Origin of the sequence: Arenimonas sp., assembly GCF_022842045.1 — a bacterium.
Lineage (GTDB): Bacteria > Pseudomonadota > Gammaproteobacteria > Xanthomonadales > Xanthomonadaceae > Arenimonas.
On the sequence record NZ_JALHQI010000010.1, the window covers coordinates 43,588 to 57,578 of the forward strand.

Consider the following 13,991-nt stretch of genomic DNA (forward strand, 5'->3'; position numbering starts at 1 on the left):
CTGTGCGACGGCGTCGCCTTCCTCGAGGTCTTCGCCGAGGGCGACGAGATCGTCGGCGACCTGCACGAGATGCGGCGCCGGCCCGCGGCCTGGTACCGCCGCGCCTTCGCCCGCGCCGGCTTCACCGCGGTCGGCTCGCACACCTACCTCAGCGCCCCGGTCGCGGCCGCGGCGACCGCGCTGGAACTGCCGCGCTGACGCGATCCGCCGGGCGCGGGTGCGAAACCCGCACGCGCGACGGCCGCCGCGGGTAACCTGCGCCCATGGAAAACGCCACTGGCGACACGCCCTACGCCGACCTGGGCCCGGACCGCATCCTCGATGCGGTGGAGTCGCTGGGCCTGGCCAGCGACGGCCGCGTACTGTCGCTCAACAGCTACGAGAACCGCGTCTACCGCATCGGCATCGAGGGCGGCCCGCCGCTGGTGGCGAAGTTCTACCGCCCGGGCCGCTGGAGCGACGCCGCGATCCTGGAGGAGCACGCGTTCTCGGCCGAACTGCTGGCCGCCGACCTGTCGGTGGTCGCGCCGATCGTGCACCAGGGCCGCAGCCTGCATCCCTTCCAGGGGCATCGCTTCGCGCTTTTCCCGCTGCGCGGCGGCCACGCGCCCGAGCTGGGCGACCGGGCGGTGCTGACCCACCTGGGTCGCGTGCTGGGTCGGCTGCACGCGGTCGGCGACGGCGCCCGCTTCGGGCACCGCGGGCGCATCGGCATTGAAAGCCACGCGGTGGCCCCCGTGGATTTCCTGCTGGAAGGCGGCTGGCTTCCGCCCGAGCTGGAGGACAATTTCGCCATGCTGGCCGATGCCCTGGTGGATGCGATGGACGAAGCCTGGGCGCGCGCCGGGGACGTGCACGCGCTGCGGCTGCACGGCGACTGCCACCCCGGGAACATCCTGTGGCGCGACGACCAGGCGCATTTCGTGGATCTCGACGACTGCCTGTCGGGCCCGGCGGTGCAGGACCTCTGGATGCTGGCCGGCCGCCGCGAGGACAGCGCCGCGCCCTTGCGCTGGCTGCTGGAGGGCTACGAGCAGTTCCGCCGCTTCGACCGCCGCGAACTGCACCTGGTGGAAGTGCTGCGCACGCTGCGCCTGCTGCACTACAACGCCTGGATCGCCCGCCGCTGGCACGACCCGGCCTTCCCCGTCGCCTTCCCCTGGTTCGAAGCCCCCCGCCACTGGGAATCGGTCATCACCCAGATGCAGGAGCAACTCTCCGCCCTGCAGGAACCCCCGCCCGACCCGTCCTGAGGCTACAGGGGGACCCGTTTCCGGATACGGTAGGCTTCGCCACGAACCCCGCCGAGGAAGCCACGCCATGACGCTGCGCCCTGCCCTGCTTGCCCTTGCCCTGGTCCTGCCGCTCGGCACCGCCTGCGCCACCAGTCCGCCGCAGAAGGCGCTGACCATGCAGGACGTGCTCAACGCCTCGACGCCGGCCGACTGGCGCGCGCTCGACCCCGGGAACACGCTGTACCTGGAGCTGGACAGCGGCCGCGTCGTGATCGAGCTGGCCCCGGCGTTCGCGCCGCAGCACGTCGCCAACATCCGCACCCTGGTGCGCGCCGGCTACTTCGACGGCCTCACCATCAACCGCTCGCAGGACAACTTCGTCGTGCAGTGGGGCGATGCCGAAGGCGAGGACCCGGCCAAGGCGCGCCCGATGGGCGAGGCCAAGGCGAAGCTGCCCGCCGAGTTCACCCGCCCGAGCGAAGGACTCGACTTCACGACGTTGCCCGACGCCGACGGCTGGGCGCCCGAGGTCGGCTTCGTGCAGGGCTTCCCGGCGGCGCGCGACCCGAAGGCCGGCATGGCCTGGCTTGCGCACTGCTACGCCACGGTCGGCGCCGGCCGCGCCACGGCCGCCGACAGCAGCACCGGCAACCAGCTCTATGTCGTCACCGGCCAGTCGCCGCGCCAGCTGGACCGCAACATCACCACCGTTGGCCGGGTGGTCCAGGGCATGGAGCACCTGAGCGTGCTGCCGCGCGGCACCGGCCCGCTGGGCTTCTACGAGAAGCCGGAGCAGCGGGTGGCGATACGCTCGATCAGGCTCGCCGCCGACGTGCCGGAAGCGGAGCGCGCGCAACTGGAACTCTTCCGCACCGACCGCCCGGCCTTCGCCGACCTGGTGGAGTCACGCCGCAACCGCCGCGACGACTGGTACGTGCATCCGGCCGGCCACATCGACCTGTGCAACGTGCCGGTGCCGGTGCGCGTTGCCGCCACTGAATAGCACCGATCGCGCGGCCTGCGGCGCCGCGCCGTCCACGACGGCGCCAGCGCGCGGGCCTCAGGGCACGGCGCGCAGCGCCTCGACCACCGCCGGCACGCGCGCCTGCAGCGCCTCGTTGCCACTGGCGTCGAGCCCGGCGTAGAGCACCAGCAGGAAGACGCGCGCATTGTGGCGCCGCGCCAGCCCGGCCTCCGAACGGTAGGCCTCCGACCAGTCCGCCATCGGTGCGGGCGCCGAAACCCGCGCCAGCCAGGCGCGCCATTCGGCCTCGTCGTGCAGGCCGCGCTGGAGCGCGAACAGCACCGGACGCACCAGCCGCTCCGACTCGCCGTGCACGTAGGGCGGCGCGCCCACCGGCGCGACCTGCGCGGCGGCCGCCGCCAGCAGCCGCGACAGTTGCACCTTGTCCAGCGCGGGGTTGAGCGCCAGCTGCATCAGCAGGTCGGCGCCGTGGGCCACGCCGTGGCGCCAGCCTTCGCCGTCGATGAAGCCGCGGTAGTCGCGGATGCCTTCGACGTAGGCCGCGGCGGCATCCACCACCGACTGGCGCTGCGCCGGCGTCATCCACGCCGCGACCCGGTCGGTGCGCGCGACCTCCGAAAGCACCAGGGCCGCGAACGGCGCCTCGAAGCCCGCACCCGGGGTGGCTGCCAGGCGCGCCTGCAGGGTCTCGAGTAAGGCCTCGCGGGTCGCCGGCGACAGGGACGGACCGGCGCGCAGCCAGGTGGCCAGGGCCTCGTAGGCGATGCCGTCGCGCAGCGTCGGGTCCGGGTCGCCGAGGCAGTCCACCAGCCCCAGCGCCAGCGCCTCGCGCGGCGCCTCCGCCAGGCCGGCGAACCCCGCGCCCTTCAGCGCATCGAGTTCGCCGCGGTCCCAGCCCTGGGGCGGGCAAGCCGCCGCGGTCGCAAGCGGAACCAGCAGGGCGAGCGAGGCAAGGGCAGCGGGAATCGGGCGCATGGCGATCTCCGGATGGGGCTTCGATGCTACGCCCGCGACGACCCCGGGACAGTGCCGTTGGTCCCGCCGCCGCGCCGGCATGGGACAATGCGCCCGTGGACACCGACCCCGCCATCCAGTGCAGCGACTGCCAGGCCTGCTGCTGCCAGCTGCCCGTGCGCGTGCTGCCCGGCGACGCGCCGCCCGACCACTACCTGGACGAGGACGACGAGGGTTACCTGATCATGGCCAAGGCCGACGACGGCTGGTGCGTCGCGCTCGACCGCGAGCGAATGTGCTGCGGCATCTACGAACAGCGACCCTTCGTCTGCCGCGAGTTCGCGATGGGCGGCGGCGACTGCGCCGAGGTGCGCGACGACTGGCGCCGCATCGCGCTGAGCCTGCGCTGACGTGGCCTGGTTCGTGTACCTGGTCGAATGCCAGGACGGCAGCCTCTACACCGGCATCGCCGTGGACGTGGACAAGCGCTACGCCCAGCACGTGGCCGGCAAGGGCGCACGCTACACCCGCTCGCACCCGCCTCGGCGGCTGCTGGCGCGGTTCGAGCACCCCGACCGCTCCAGCGCGCTGAAGGCCGAGTACGCCATCAAGCAGCTGCCGGCCGAGGCCAAGCGCGCCCTGGTCGCCGGGGCCGGCGCATGACGCCGGTCGCCAGGGCCCAGTGGCAGATGCACTTCTGCGTGCTGCTGTGGGGCTTCACCGCGATCCTGGGCAAGGCGATCACGCTCGACGCGATGGCGCTGGTGGTCTGGCGCATGGGCCTGGTCACCGCGGCGCTGCTGCTGGTGCCGCGGGTCTGGCGCGGGCTGCGGGCGATGCCGTTGCGGCAGCTGGGCATCTACGCCGGCATCGGTTTCCTGGTGGCGCTGCACTGGCTCACGTTCTACGGCGCGATCAAGCTCGCCAACGCCTCGGTGGCAGTGACCTGCATCGCGCTGGCCACCGTGTTCGTGCCGCTGGTGGAGCCCTGGATCACCGGCCAGCGCTTCCAGCCGCGCGAGCTGCTGATCGGCGTGGCCGTGGTCCCGGGCGTCGCCCTGGTCGTTGGCGGCGTGCCGGCCGAGATGTACCTGGGCATCGTGGTGGGCACGGTCTCGGCGCTGCTGGTGGCCTTCTTCGGCGCGCTCAACAAGCGCCACGTGGAGCGTGCCGATCCGCTCACGGTCACCTTCGTCGAACTGGGCGCCGGCGGACTGTTCCTGGCGCTGTGCACGCCGCTGCTGCCGTGGTTCGGGTCGCCGCTGGTGCTGCCCGGGCTACGGGACGGCGTGCTACTGCTGGTGCTGGCGATGGCCTGCACCCTGCTGCCGTTCGCGCTGTCGCTGGTGGCGCTGCGGCACCTGAGCGCGTTCGCGGCGCAGCTGGCCGTGAACCTGGAGCCGGTGTACGCGATCCTGCTCGCGATCGTGCTGCTGGGCGAGCAGCGCGAGCTGGGCGGCATGTTCTACGCCGGCGTGGCGATCATCCTGGTGGGCGTGTTCGCGCACCCGCTGCTGGTGCGGCGGCCGCCGCACCGCGCCGACCCGATGCCGCTGGGCACGGCTGAATCCAAGACCGTGGACTAGCCCGGTCCGCGGCGCAGGCGCGGGGTGATCTCCAGCGTCACGTCGCCGTCCACCAGCTGCAGCACGCCGTCCTGGACCATCGCCTGCAGGTCCATGCCGCGCTTGAGCCGGGCGGCCAGCGCCTTGGCGTCCTCGGGCGACACGTCGACCACGGTGAGGTTGCGGCAGCGCGCCAGCGCGGCCTCGTTCTTCTCCCACCACAGATCGGCCCCCCGGCCGCCGTAGGTCAGCACCACCACCTCGGAAGCACGGCCGCAGGCCTTGCGCACGCGCGACTCGTCGGGCTGGCCGAGCTCGATCCACTGTTCCACCTGGCCAGTGAGGTCCTTTCGCCACAGGTCGGGCTCGTCCTCGGTGCTCAGGCCGCGGCCGAACTCCAGCCGCTCGTCCGCGTACAGGGCGAAGGCAAGCAGGCGCAGCATCAGCCGCTCCTCGGTCTCGGACGGATGCTGGGCCAGCACCAGGTCGTGGCCGGCGTAGTAATGCCGGTCCATGTCGCTGACCAGCAGCTGGGCCTTGTAGACGGTGGACTTCGGGGCCACGGGCGCTCCTGGGGGCGTCGTTCGGGCCGGCAGGGTGCGCGCTGCGGGCGGCGATGTCCAGCCCGCGCCGGCCGCGATTGCCAGCAGGGCGCGCGACAGGGACACTATCCCTTATTCCGCGTTGGGGAGCGCACGGTGTCCTTCTACGACAAGATCAAGCTGATGTTCGGCTGGGACACCCGGCCGGTGAGCCCCAAGGCCTCCAGCGAACCCCTGCTGGCCGACGACACGCCGATGCCGCCCGCCGCCCCGGCCGCGCCCGCCGAGACCGGCCCCAAGGGCACCGAGCGCCGCGGCAAGCCGCGCATGAACGCGCGCACCGGCACCCGCATGCTGGTGGTCGACGATTCCCCCACCATCGTCGCCCTGCTGGGCCGCATGCTGCGCCAGAACGAATACACCGTGCTAGAGGCCGGCGACGCCGAATCCGGGCTCGAGCTCGCGCGCACGCAGGCTCCCGAACTGATCTTCCTCGACATCGTGCTGCCGGGCATGGACGGCTTCGCGGCCCTGCGCCAGCTGCGCCGCGACCCGGCCACCCGCGACATCCCGGTGATCATGATCAGCGGGAACGAGCAGGCCACCGAGCAGTTCTACGTCCACCGCATCGGCGCCGACGACTTCATGAAGAAGCCCTTCGCACGGGCCGAGGTGTTCGCGCGCATCGAGCGCCTGCTCGACGCCCAGTCCGTGCCCCGCCGCCTGCCGGCGCAGCCGCAGGCCGCGGCGGAATCCGACGGCGAACCGGCGGGAAGCTGAGCCGCGCTCAGCGCGTCGCGATCATCGTCGCGACGAACTGCGCCGCCGGCTTGGCGTGGCCCAGCACGTAGCCCTGGGCGTAGTCGCAGTCGAGCTCCGCCAACTTGCCCAGCGTGGCCTTGTCCTCCACGCCCTCGGCGACGACCTGCATGCCCAGGTGGTGGGCGAAGTCGATCATGGCCTTGGCCAGCTTGGCCGAACGCGCGTTCTCCACCATGCCAGTGACGAAGGATCGGTCGATCTTGAGTTCGGTGGCCGGGAACTCGCGCAGGTAGGCGAAGGAGGAGTTGCCGACGCCGAAGTCGTCGATCGACACCCGCACGCCCTCGCTCGCGAGCCGGTCGAGGATGTGCGCGCCTTTGTCGAGGTCGGCGATGATCGCGGTCTCGGTCACTTCGATCACCAGGTCGCGTGGCGGCACGCCCCAGAGCCTGAGCGCATCGAGCAGGTGCTCGACCAAGCCGCGCTCGGCGAAGGCCACCGCCGAGAGATTGATCGACACCGGCAGCCGCAGGCCCGCCTTCCGCGCCTCGACCGCGTGCTGCAGGCTGGCGTTCACGCTCCAGCGCGTGAGCTCGGCGATCATGCCGCTGGTCTCGGCCATGGCCACGAACTGCGCCGGGCTGATCGGGCCCAGCTTCGGATGGGTCCAGCGCGCCAGCGCCTCGGCGCCGGTGATGCGGGCGGCGCGCAGGTCCCAGATCGGCTGGAAGTGGACCTCGAGCTGGCCGGCCTGGATCGCCTCGCGCAGGTCGGCTGGCGAGATCAGCGGCGTTGCTTCGCGGGGTGGCGCCAGCGACATGCGGTCGGCGGAGGATTCGGCCAGCGCCAGCGCCGCCTCGGCGCTGCGGCAAAGCGACTCGGCGTCGTCGCCGTGGTCGGGCGTCACCGCCACGCCCACCGCGACCGGGGTCACCACCGGCCGGCCGTCGAGCTCAAGCGCCTGCTCGAACTGGCGCAGCAGCCGCGCCGCCGCCAGCAGCGCGTGGTTGCCGTCGTTGACGCGGGGCAGGAACACGGCGAAATCGCTGGTGCCGAGCGCGATGACCTCATCGCCCGGGCGCAGCACGGACTGGGCCTGGGCCTGCATCCGCGCCGAGAGCTCATCGGCCACCGCCGGTCCGTGCTGGATGTTGAAGGCACGCGAGCCAAGCAGGCTCATGCGCAGCAGCGCCAACGGCTCGCCCGTGCGCAGGCTGCCGCGCACGTGCGGCTGCAGGTGGGCCAGCAGCCCGGCGCCGCGCAGGGCCAGGGGCGCGCTCATGCCAGGAACAGCGCCGCCGGGTCGAGGCCGTGCGCACCGGGCTCGAGCGAAGCGACGATGCGCACCGCGGTCTTGCCGCCGGCGTCGCGCTCCACCGCCATCAGATCGATGTCGCGGTAGGGCCGGTATGGACGCTTGTCGGCGTCGAGCAGCAGCATCACCCGCGGGCGCAGGCGCCGGGCCTGGTTCTGGGCCATCACGATGCCGACTTCGCCCGAGCTGAGCTCGACCAGTGACCCGGTGGGATAGACGCACAGGCACTGCAGGAACTGCTCGACCACCTCGCCCTGGTAGAGCTTGTCGCTGGCGCGGTAGACCGCCTGCAGCGCGACGTGCCGGGACGCGCCCTTGGCATGCGGCCGGTCGCTGCAGATCGCGTCGTAAGTGTCGATGATGCCGCCCATGCGCGCGGCCAGCGGGATCTGGTCGCCCTTGAGCCCGTTCGGATAGCCGCTGCCGTCATGGCGCTCATGGTGGCCGGCGAGGATCTCTCGGGCCCAGGTGCCTTCCAGCCCGGACTCGTCGAAAACCCTCAGGCCTTCCCCCACGTGGCTGCGCATCGCCACCACCGCCTCGGGCGACAGCGGCCCCGGGTGCTTGAACAGCCCGTCGGGCAGCGCCGCCTTGCCGATGTCGAGCAGCATGCCGCCGGTGGCCAGGTCCACCAGCACCTCGCGCGGCAGCGCCAGGTGCCGGCCGAACGCCGCCGCCAGGGCGCTGCAGTGCACGGCGTGGCTGTAGGCGTAGTCGTCGCGGCGCAGCAGTGCCATCAGCCAGAAGAAAGCGTCGACGTTGCGGATCAGGCTCTGCACCATCGGTTCGACTGCATCGCGGATGTCATCGGCGACCAGGCGCCGGCTGCCGCGCACGTCGGCCTCGAGTCGTTCCGCCAGGATGCGCGCGCTGGCGTGGGCGTCGCGCGCGCGCGGGAGTTCGTCGTGCAGCTCGACGGTGTTGCGGTACTCCTGCACGCGCGGCGGGAACACCGACGTCCCCGGGCGCCCCATCGTCAGCAGCGGCTCGGCCGGCGCGTTGCTCTTGACGACGTCGATGAAGACGCTGGTGCAATAGTTTCCCAGCAGCGCGACGTCCTTGTCGGACTGAACGTAAAAGCCCTGGAACGGAAAGGGTGTTCCGAGCCAGTCGCGGTCGAGGCGGCTGACGAACATCCCCTTTTCCAGCAGGCCCACCAGCATCCGCCGCTCTTCCAGCGCCATCGGCACCGCCCCTGTGACCTGTGTTGCCGGGCTAAGTTAGCATGCCGCCAGCCCCCTGCTGACCCCCCGCCATGCCCAATGCCCTGCTGGTCTTCGTCCATGGCTGGAGCGTCACCAGCACCGGGACCTACGGCGGCCTGCCGGCCCGCCTGAAGGCCGAGACGGCACGTGAAGGCGGCCCCGGGATCGACGTCGCCCACGTGCACCTGGGCCAGTACGTAAGTTTCCGTAACGAGGTGAGGATCGACGACATCGCGCGCGCCTTCGAGGCCGCGCTCGGGCCGGTCCTGGCCGAAGCCGGGCGCGGCCGGCGCTTCGCCTGCGTCACCCACAGCACCGGCGGGCCGGTGGTGCGGGAATGGCTGGACCGCTACTACGTCCGCAGCGGCCGCCTCGACGACTGCCCGATGAGCCACCTGGTGATGCTGGCGCCGGCCAACTTCGGCTCCGCCCTGGCCCAGCTCGGCAAGAGCCGGCTGGGGGCGATGAAGGCCTGGTTCGGCGGCGTCGAACCCGGCCAGGGCGTACTCGACTGGCTCGAGCTGGGCAGCCCGGAATCTCTCGAACTCAACCTGCGCTGGATACGCGACTACCCGGCGCTGGACCTGCCGTCCCGGGCGCGGCCGGTGTTCCCCTTCGTGCTCAGCGGCGACGCCATCGACCGCAAGCTCTACGACCACGTCAACGCCTACACCGGCGAGACCGGCGGCGACGGCGTGGTGCGCCTGGCCGCGGCCAACCTCAACGCCAGCCACCTGGTGCTGGCGCAACCGGCGCTGGCCGACGGCGAGTCGCTGCCGGCGGCGCGCAAGCGGCTGCGCACGCTGGAAAAGGTATCGGCGCATCGCGCGCCGGCGACCGCGTTCAAGATCGTGCCCGGCGTGTCGCACAGCGGCGAGGCCATGGGCATCCTGGGCAGCGTCGCCAACGATGGCCGCCCGCATCCGACCGTGGACGCGATCCTGCGCTGCCTGGGCGTGCGGGATGCCCGCGGCTACGCCGCGCTGTGCCGCGAGTTCGATCGCGAGAACGCGGACCACCAGGCCCCCGCCCGCCGCGTGGAGGTGGAGAAGGTGCCGGTGCTGCCCGACCGCCGCTACGTGCACGACCCGCACGCGATGGTGCTGTTCCGTTTGCTCGACGATAGCGGCGCGCGCGTGCCGGAGATGAACCTACTGCTGACCGCTGGCCCGTCGGCCGACCCGAACCAGCTGCCGCAGGGTTTCCTCACCGATCGCCAGGGCAACCGGCGCGCGCCAGGCAACCTGTGCTTCTTCCTCAACCACGCCGCGCTGGCCGGCTGCCCGGCGATCCGCGACGGCGACCGCGTGGTGCGCGAAGCCTTGGTCCCGCGGCCGCCCTACGGCCTGCGCCTGCTGCCACGGCAGGACGAGCAACTGGTCGAACACTGGCTGGCCGAGCTGGGCGCCGACGTCGCCAGCCTGCTCGACCTGGTGCGTCCGAACGAGACCACGATCATCGACCTGCGCCTGACCCGGGTGGTCCGCGAGGGCGTGTTCCGCTTCACCCGCCAACTCGCGCCGCGCAAGTTCCGCGACGATCCGCCGGGCGGTCCGGTCTCCGGCACGCCGTGACCGTTGGCAGGGGACGGTGAACGGAAAGTTCACGCAGGCTGGGGCACCCTCGCGGCACGCCCGACCGCCCGGAGCCCTGCCATGACCAGCCGCCGCACTTTCCTGGCCGCCGCCGCGGTCGCCGCCACCGCCGCCGCCCTGCGCCCCCTGCCCGCCTTCGCGCTGACGCCCGTCGCCGGGCCAGCGCTGCTCCGCCGCGCCATCCCCTCCACCGGGGAACGGATCCCGGTGATCGGCATGGGCACGTCGGGCAGTTTCGAGGCCGATGCAGCCGGCCGCGAGCCGCTGAAGGAAGTGCTGCGCCGCTTCGTCGCCGGCGGCGCCTCGGTGATCGACACTTCGCCGAACTACTCCAACGCGGAGGACGTGCTGGGCGACCTGATGGCCGAGCTCGGGCTGCGCGACCAGATCTGGCTGGCCACCAAGCTCGCCGCCGACGACCGCGCCGCCGGCGAAGCCCAGTTCGCCGACTCGCTGCGGCGCCTGCGCACCGACCGCTTTGAGCTGCTGGCCGTGCACAACCTGCGCGACTGGAAGACCCAGCTCGCCTACGCACGCGAGCTCAAGGCCCAGGGCAAGGTGAAGTACGTCGGCCTGACCCACTTCCGCGACGATCAGCACGAAGCGCTGGCCGACATCGTCGCCGCCGAGAAGCCCGACTTCGTGCAGATCAACTACTCGGTGAGTGCGCCGAACGCGGCCCGGCGCGTGCTGCCCGTGGCGCGCGACACCGGCACGGCGGTGATGATCAACCGCGCCTTCGACGACGGCCGGCTGTTCGCGCGCGTCGCCGGCAAGGCGCTGCCGGGCTGGGCCGCCGAGGCCGGCGTCACGTCCTGGGCGCAGATGTTCCTGAAGTTCGCGATCAGCCACGAGGCCGTCACCGTGGTGATCCCGGCCACCGGCAAGCCCGACCGCCAGAGCGACAACCTTCGCGGCGGCACCGGCTCCCTGCTCAGCGCGGCGCAGCAGGCCGAGCTGGTGGCGATGTTCGCCTGATGGCCGCCGGGCCGCTGGCAGGCCGGCTGGCCCGGCTGTTCAAACTCGAGGCGGGCGAGGCGCCGGCGGTGTTCGCCGGCCTCGGCATGTTCTTCCTGCTCTTCACCGGTTACGCGCTGCTGCGGCCGGTGCGCGACACCATGGGCATCGCCGGCGGCGTGGACAACCTGCAGTGGCTGTTCACCGCGACCTTCGTGGTGATGCTGCTGGCGATCCCGCTGTTCGGCTGGGTGGCGGCGCGCGCAGCACGGCGGCGGATCCAGCTTTGGACCTATGGGTTCTTCGCGCTGAACCTGGTGGCGTTCGCGGCCGTGTTCGTGGCCGACCCGGAGAATGCCTGGGCCGGCCGCACGTTCTATGTCTGGCTGTCGGTGTTCAACCTGATCTCGATCTCGGTGGCCTGGAGCGTGCTGGCCGACCTGTTCTCGATGGCGCAGGCCAAGCGCGTTTTCGCACTGATGGCGGCCGGCATGAGCGCCGGCGGCCTGGTCGGACCTCTGTTGAGCGTGGCCCTGGTCGGGCCGCTGGGCTATGCCGGCATGATGCTGGTCTCGGCGGCCTTCCTGATGGGCTCGGCCGCCTGCGCCTACCGGCTGCAGCGCTGGCGCGACCAGCAGCCGCTGCGGCCGGGCGAAGAACCCACGCGGCGTTCGCCGCTGGGCGGCAATCCCTTCGCCGGCATCGGCACGGTGCTGCGCTCGCCCTTCCTGCTGGGCATCGCGACCTTCGTGGTGCTGCTGGCCAGCGTCACCACCTTCCTCTACTTCGAGCAGGCGCGCCTGGTCGAACTGCATTTCCCCGACCGCGAAAGCCAGACGCGGGTCTTCAGCTACCTCGACATCACCGTGCAGGCCCTGACCATCCTTACCCAGCTCTTCTTCACCGCGCGCATCGCGCAGCGCCTGGGCGTGGTGGTGCTGCTGGCGGCGGTGCCGGCGGTGATGGCGCTGGGCTTCCTGTGGCTGGCGCTGGCGCCGACCTTCGCGGTGTTCGCGGCGGTGATGGTGTTCCGGCGCGCCGGTGGCTATGCGCTGGCGCGCCCGGGCCGCGAGATGCTGTTTACCGTGGTCGCGCCCGAGGCCAAGTACAAGGCCAAGAACGTCATCGACACGGCGGTCTACCGCGGCGCCGACGCCATCAGCGGTTGGGTGAAGACCGGCATCGATGCCGTGGCCGGCAATCCGGCGACCGTTTACGTGGCCGGCGCGCTGCTGGCGCTGGCCTGGGCCTGGACGGGCATCTCGCTGGGCCGCGCACAGAAGCGCCTGGCGACCGCGGAAGAGCGCGGCGCGGGCTGAAGACCGGCCCTGCCGTCGGTGCCGCGAGGCTTTCGGACGCGCCGCGCCCGGCGCCGTCGGCACCCCGGCGAAGATCCGAAGGAAAAGGCCGGGCGCTGGGCCCGGCCTTCTTGTTTCAGGCGCTGGCGCGCCGGCGCTTTGGGAAACCGACCATCCGGTTCAGCTCCTCGTCCCAAAGCTTCAGCTTCGCCGACTTGAAGCTGCTCCACAGCGTCACCCGCGGCCCCGCCTGCAGCAGCGGGTGCGACAGGAAGGCTTCGCGCAGGCGGTAGTTCGGGATGCGGCTGGCCAGGTGGTGGATGTGGTGGTAGCCGATGTTGCCGGTGAACCAGTGCAGCACCCGCGGCAGGTCGAAGTAGGAGCTGCCGTTGACGGCGGCCTCGTTCGAATCCCACTCGTGGCCGCGCTTCCAGTAAGCCGTCTCGAAGGTGTGCTGCACGTAGAACAGCCACACGCCCAGCGCGCCGGCGATCAGCACGATCGGCAGGTGCACCATCAGCACCGTCTTCCAGCCGATCGCCCAGGCCATCAGGCCGCCGACCAGCAGCAGCATCAGGTTGTTCACCAGAACGCTCGCCCACTCCTTCTTCCAGGTGAACGGCAGGTCGAACGGGAAGCGGTGCTTGATCACGAACTGGTAGGCCGGGCCAATGCCCAGCAGGACCGGCGTGCTGCGATAGAAGCGGTAGCAGAAGCGCTTGAACGCCGGCAGCGCCTGGTACTCGGCCACGGTCAGCGTGTCGATGTCGCCCATCTCGCGCCGATCGAGGTTGCCCGAGGTGCCGTGGTGCACCGCGTGGGTCTTCTTCCAGTAGCCGTAGGGGAACAGCGTGATCAGCCCCAGCACGCCGCCGACCAGGTTGTTGGCGCGCGCGCTGGCGAAGAAGCTGCCGTGCCCGCAGTCGTGCTGGATGATGAAGGTACGCACGTACAGGCCAGCCGCCGGCAAGGCCAGCAACAGGGTGAAGGCGTAATGCCAATCGGCGTGGATGCTCCACGCCATCAGGGCCCAGATCGCCGCGAACAGCGGCAGCGTATTGATGAGTTGCCAGACGGCCTTGCCGAGCTGGGGTTTCGCAAACTGAGCGCAAAGCTGGCGCAAGTTGACGGACGGGGGCGACGCTTCGGCGGGGTGGCTCATCGGGGCTCCTGGAGGACAACTGTATTGTGTGGGCGCCCGGGGCAATGGGCAACTTCAAGCGCTTGATGGAAGCGCGCACCCGAGCCCCCGATGTCAGCGAAACAGGACGTAGTAAGCCGCGCTTTGCACATCTTGTCCTGATTTACTGCTATTTCGGACTTTTCCCCTGCATAAACAGGGCATGAAGCGGAAGTGGTTAGTGCCTTTGAGCAGGCAAGGACAGCCAACACCCCCTGCTTTCGCCCCACCCCCTTGCCGGCGACCCCGGGTCGGTGGTCCCCTCCTTCCACGCGGCCGGCACGACATCCTCCTCGTCGATTCGGGCCGGTGGTTTTACGTTCAACAGCCCCCTGGCGTTGACGACCTTGGGCAGGGCAATCGACTGTTTTCGGGACAGGCGGCCCTGCCATTTTTTT

The 13,991-nt window shown here is 71.2% G+C and carries 15 protein-coding genes and 1 pseudogene; 10 read left to right on the top strand and 6 right to left on the bottom strand.

Features of this window, described 5'->3' with window-relative positions; translation table 11 throughout:
• From Q0C12_RS04085 to Q0C12_RS04095, 3 genes and pseudogenes are all read left to right on the top strand, one after another.
• Window positions 1–198, top strand: a pseudogene (locus Q0C12_RS04085) (methyltransferase); the annotation flags it as partial.
• Window positions 199–263: 65 nt separating this feature from the next.
• Window positions 264–1,253, top strand: coding sequence for a serine/threonine protein kinase (locus Q0C12_RS04090; RefSeq protein ID WP_290886535.1), 990 nt, complete (start codon window positions 264–266; stop codon window positions 1,251–1,253).
• A gap of 157 nt (window positions 1,254–1,410) precedes the next feature.
• Window positions 1,411–2,238, top strand: coding sequence for a peptidylprolyl isomerase (locus Q0C12_RS04095; protein WP_290886595.1), 828 nt, complete (start codon window positions 1,411–1,413; stop codon window positions 2,236–2,238).
• Window positions 2,239–2,295: 57 nt separating this feature from the next.
• Here Q0C12_RS04095 and Q0C12_RS04100 read toward each other — a convergent pair whose 3' ends face one another.
• A complete protein-coding gene (locus tag Q0C12_RS04100; RefSeq protein ID WP_290886538.1) occupies window positions 2,296–3,195 on the bottom strand; it encodes a DUF2785 domain-containing protein in 900 nt (299 codons plus the stop codon).
• A gap of 95 nt (window positions 3,196–3,290) precedes the next feature.
• Between Q0C12_RS04100 and Q0C12_RS04105 the strand changes: the two genes are divergently transcribed.
• The 3 genes from Q0C12_RS04105 to Q0C12_RS04115 are packed head-to-tail and all read left to right on the top strand — an operon-like array spanning window position 3,291 to window position 4,760.
• Window positions 3,291–3,584 carry a YkgJ family cysteine cluster protein gene (locus tag Q0C12_RS04105; protein ID WP_290886541.1) on the top strand — a complete coding sequence of 98 codons (294 nt, stop codon included), beginning with the start codon at window positions 3,291–3,293 and terminating at the stop codon, window positions 3,582–3,584.
• A 1-nt stretch (window position 3,585) separates the two neighbouring features.
• A complete protein-coding gene (locus tag Q0C12_RS04110) occupies window positions 3,586–3,837 on the top strand; it encodes a GIY-YIG nuclease family protein (protein ID WP_290886544.1) in 252 nt (83 codons plus the stop codon).
• The gene (locus Q0C12_RS04115) at window positions 3,834–4,760 is read left to right on the top strand and encodes a DMT family transporter (RefSeq protein ID WP_290886547.1); all 927 of its coding nucleotides are present in this window, start codon (window positions 3,834–3,836) and stop codon (window positions 4,758–4,760) included. The genes Q0C12_RS04110 and Q0C12_RS04115 overlap by 4 nt, the downstream gene beginning before the upstream one ends.
• On the opposite strand, the gene Q0C12_RS04120 is transcribed toward Q0C12_RS04115, so the two are convergent.
• Window positions 4,757–5,302, bottom strand: a complete 546-nt coding sequence (locus Q0C12_RS04120) for a YaeQ family protein (RefSeq protein WP_290886549.1) — start codon at window positions 5,300–5,302, stop codon at window positions 4,757–4,759. The genes Q0C12_RS04115 and Q0C12_RS04120 overlap by 4 nt on opposite strands.
• Window positions 5,303–5,437: 135 nt before the next feature.
• On the opposite strand from Q0C12_RS04120, the gene Q0C12_RS04125 reads away from it, so the two are divergent.
• Window positions 5,438–6,061 (top strand): response regulator, encoded by a 624-nt coding sequence (locus Q0C12_RS04125; protein WP_343212432.1) that lies wholly within the window; start codon window positions 5,438–5,440, stop codon window positions 6,059–6,061.
• A 7-nt stretch (window positions 6,062–6,068) separates the two neighbouring features.
• Here Q0C12_RS04125 and Q0C12_RS04130 read toward each other — a convergent pair whose 3' ends face one another.
• Window positions 6,069–7,325: a GGDEF domain-containing phosphodiesterase gene (locus Q0C12_RS04130; RefSeq protein WP_290886551.1), complete on the bottom strand. Its 1,257-nt coding sequence runs from the start codon at window positions 7,323–7,325 to the stop codon at window positions 6,069–6,071.
• The gene (locus Q0C12_RS04135) at window positions 7,322–8,542 is read right to left on the bottom strand and encodes an HD-GYP domain-containing protein (RefSeq protein WP_290886555.1); all 1,221 of its coding nucleotides are present in this window, start codon (window positions 8,540–8,542) and stop codon (window positions 7,322–7,324) included. The genes Q0C12_RS04130 and Q0C12_RS04135 overlap by 4 nt, the downstream gene beginning before the upstream one ends.
• A 71-nt stretch (window positions 8,543–8,613) precedes the next feature.
• Here Q0C12_RS04135 and Q0C12_RS04140 point away from each other — a divergent pair, with 71 nt between their 5' ends.
• The 3 genes from Q0C12_RS04140 (at window position 8,614) to Q0C12_RS04150 (ending at window position 12,434) form a co-directional block, all read left to right on the top strand.
• Window positions 8,614–10,137 (top strand): phospholipase, encoded by a 1,524-nt coding sequence (locus Q0C12_RS04140; RefSeq protein WP_290886558.1) that lies wholly within the window; start codon window positions 8,614–8,616, stop codon window positions 10,135–10,137.
• 81 nt (window positions 10,138–10,218) lie between these two features.
• Window positions 10,219–11,136: an aldo/keto reductase gene (locus tag Q0C12_RS04145; protein WP_290886561.1), complete on the top strand. Its 918-nt coding sequence runs from the start codon at window positions 10,219–10,221 to the stop codon at window positions 11,134–11,136.
• Entirely contained in the window at window positions 11,136–12,434 is a 1,299-nt protein-coding gene (locus tag Q0C12_RS04150) for an MFS transporter (RefSeq protein WP_290886564.1), read from the top strand. Before Q0C12_RS04145 ends, Q0C12_RS04150 begins: the two co-directional genes overlap by 1 nt.
• A gap of 115 nt (window positions 12,435–12,549) precedes the next feature.
• Here Q0C12_RS04150 and Q0C12_RS04155 read toward each other — a convergent pair whose 3' ends face one another.
• Both Q0C12_RS04155 and Q0C12_RS04160 read right to left on the bottom strand, forming a co-directional pair.
• Window positions 12,550–13,575 carry a fatty acid desaturase gene (locus Q0C12_RS04155; RefSeq protein ID WP_290886567.1) on the bottom strand — a complete coding sequence of 342 codons (1,026 nt, stop codon included), beginning with the start codon at window positions 13,573–13,575 and terminating at the stop codon, window positions 12,550–12,552.
• A 196-nt stretch (window positions 13,576–13,771) separates the two neighbouring features.
• Window positions 13,772–13,991: hypothetical protein (locus tag Q0C12_RS04160; RefSeq protein WP_290886570.1), on the bottom strand; the 220-nt coding region annotated here is incomplete at its 5' end.

Bases quoted from the DNA above. Each gene is read 5' to 3' on its own strand.
- Q0C12_RS04090 (WP_290886535.1), top strand. From the start codon at position 264: ATGGAAAACGCCACTGGCGACACGCCCTACGCCGACCTGGGCCCGGAC.
- Q0C12_RS04095 (WP_290886595.1), top strand. From the start codon at position 1,411: ATGCAGGACGTGCTCAACGCCTCGACGCCGGCCGACTGGCGCGCGCTC.
- Q0C12_RS04100 (WP_290886538.1), bottom strand. From the start codon at position 3,195: ATGCGCCCGATTCCCGCTGCCCTTGCCTCGCTCGCCCTGCTGGTTCCG.
- Q0C12_RS04115 (WP_290886547.1), top strand. From the start codon at position 3,834: ATGACGCCGGTCGCCAGGGCCCAGTGGCAGATGCACTTCTGCGTGCTG.
- Q0C12_RS04130 (WP_290886551.1), bottom strand. From the start codon at position 7,325: ATGAGCGCGCCCCTGGCCCTGCGCGGCGCCGGGCTGCTGGCCCACCTG.
- Q0C12_RS04135 (WP_290886555.1), bottom strand. From the start codon at position 8,542: ATGGCGCTGGAAGAGCGGCGGATGCTGGTGGGCCTGCTGGAAAAGGGG.
- Q0C12_RS04140 (WP_290886558.1), top strand. From the start codon at position 8,614: ATGCCCAATGCCCTGCTGGTCTTCGTCCATGGCTGGAGCGTCACCAGC.
- Q0C12_RS04145 (WP_290886561.1), top strand. From the start codon at position 10,219: ATGACCAGCCGCCGCACTTTCCTGGCCGCCGCCGCGGTCGCCGCCACC.
- Q0C12_RS04150 (WP_290886564.1), top strand. From the start codon at position 11,136: ATGGCCGCCGGGCCGCTGGCAGGCCGGCTGGCCCGGCTGTTCAAACTC.
- Q0C12_RS04155 (WP_290886567.1), bottom strand. From the start codon at position 13,575: ATGAGCCACCCCGCCGAAGCGTCGCCCCCGTCCGTCAACTTGCGCCAG.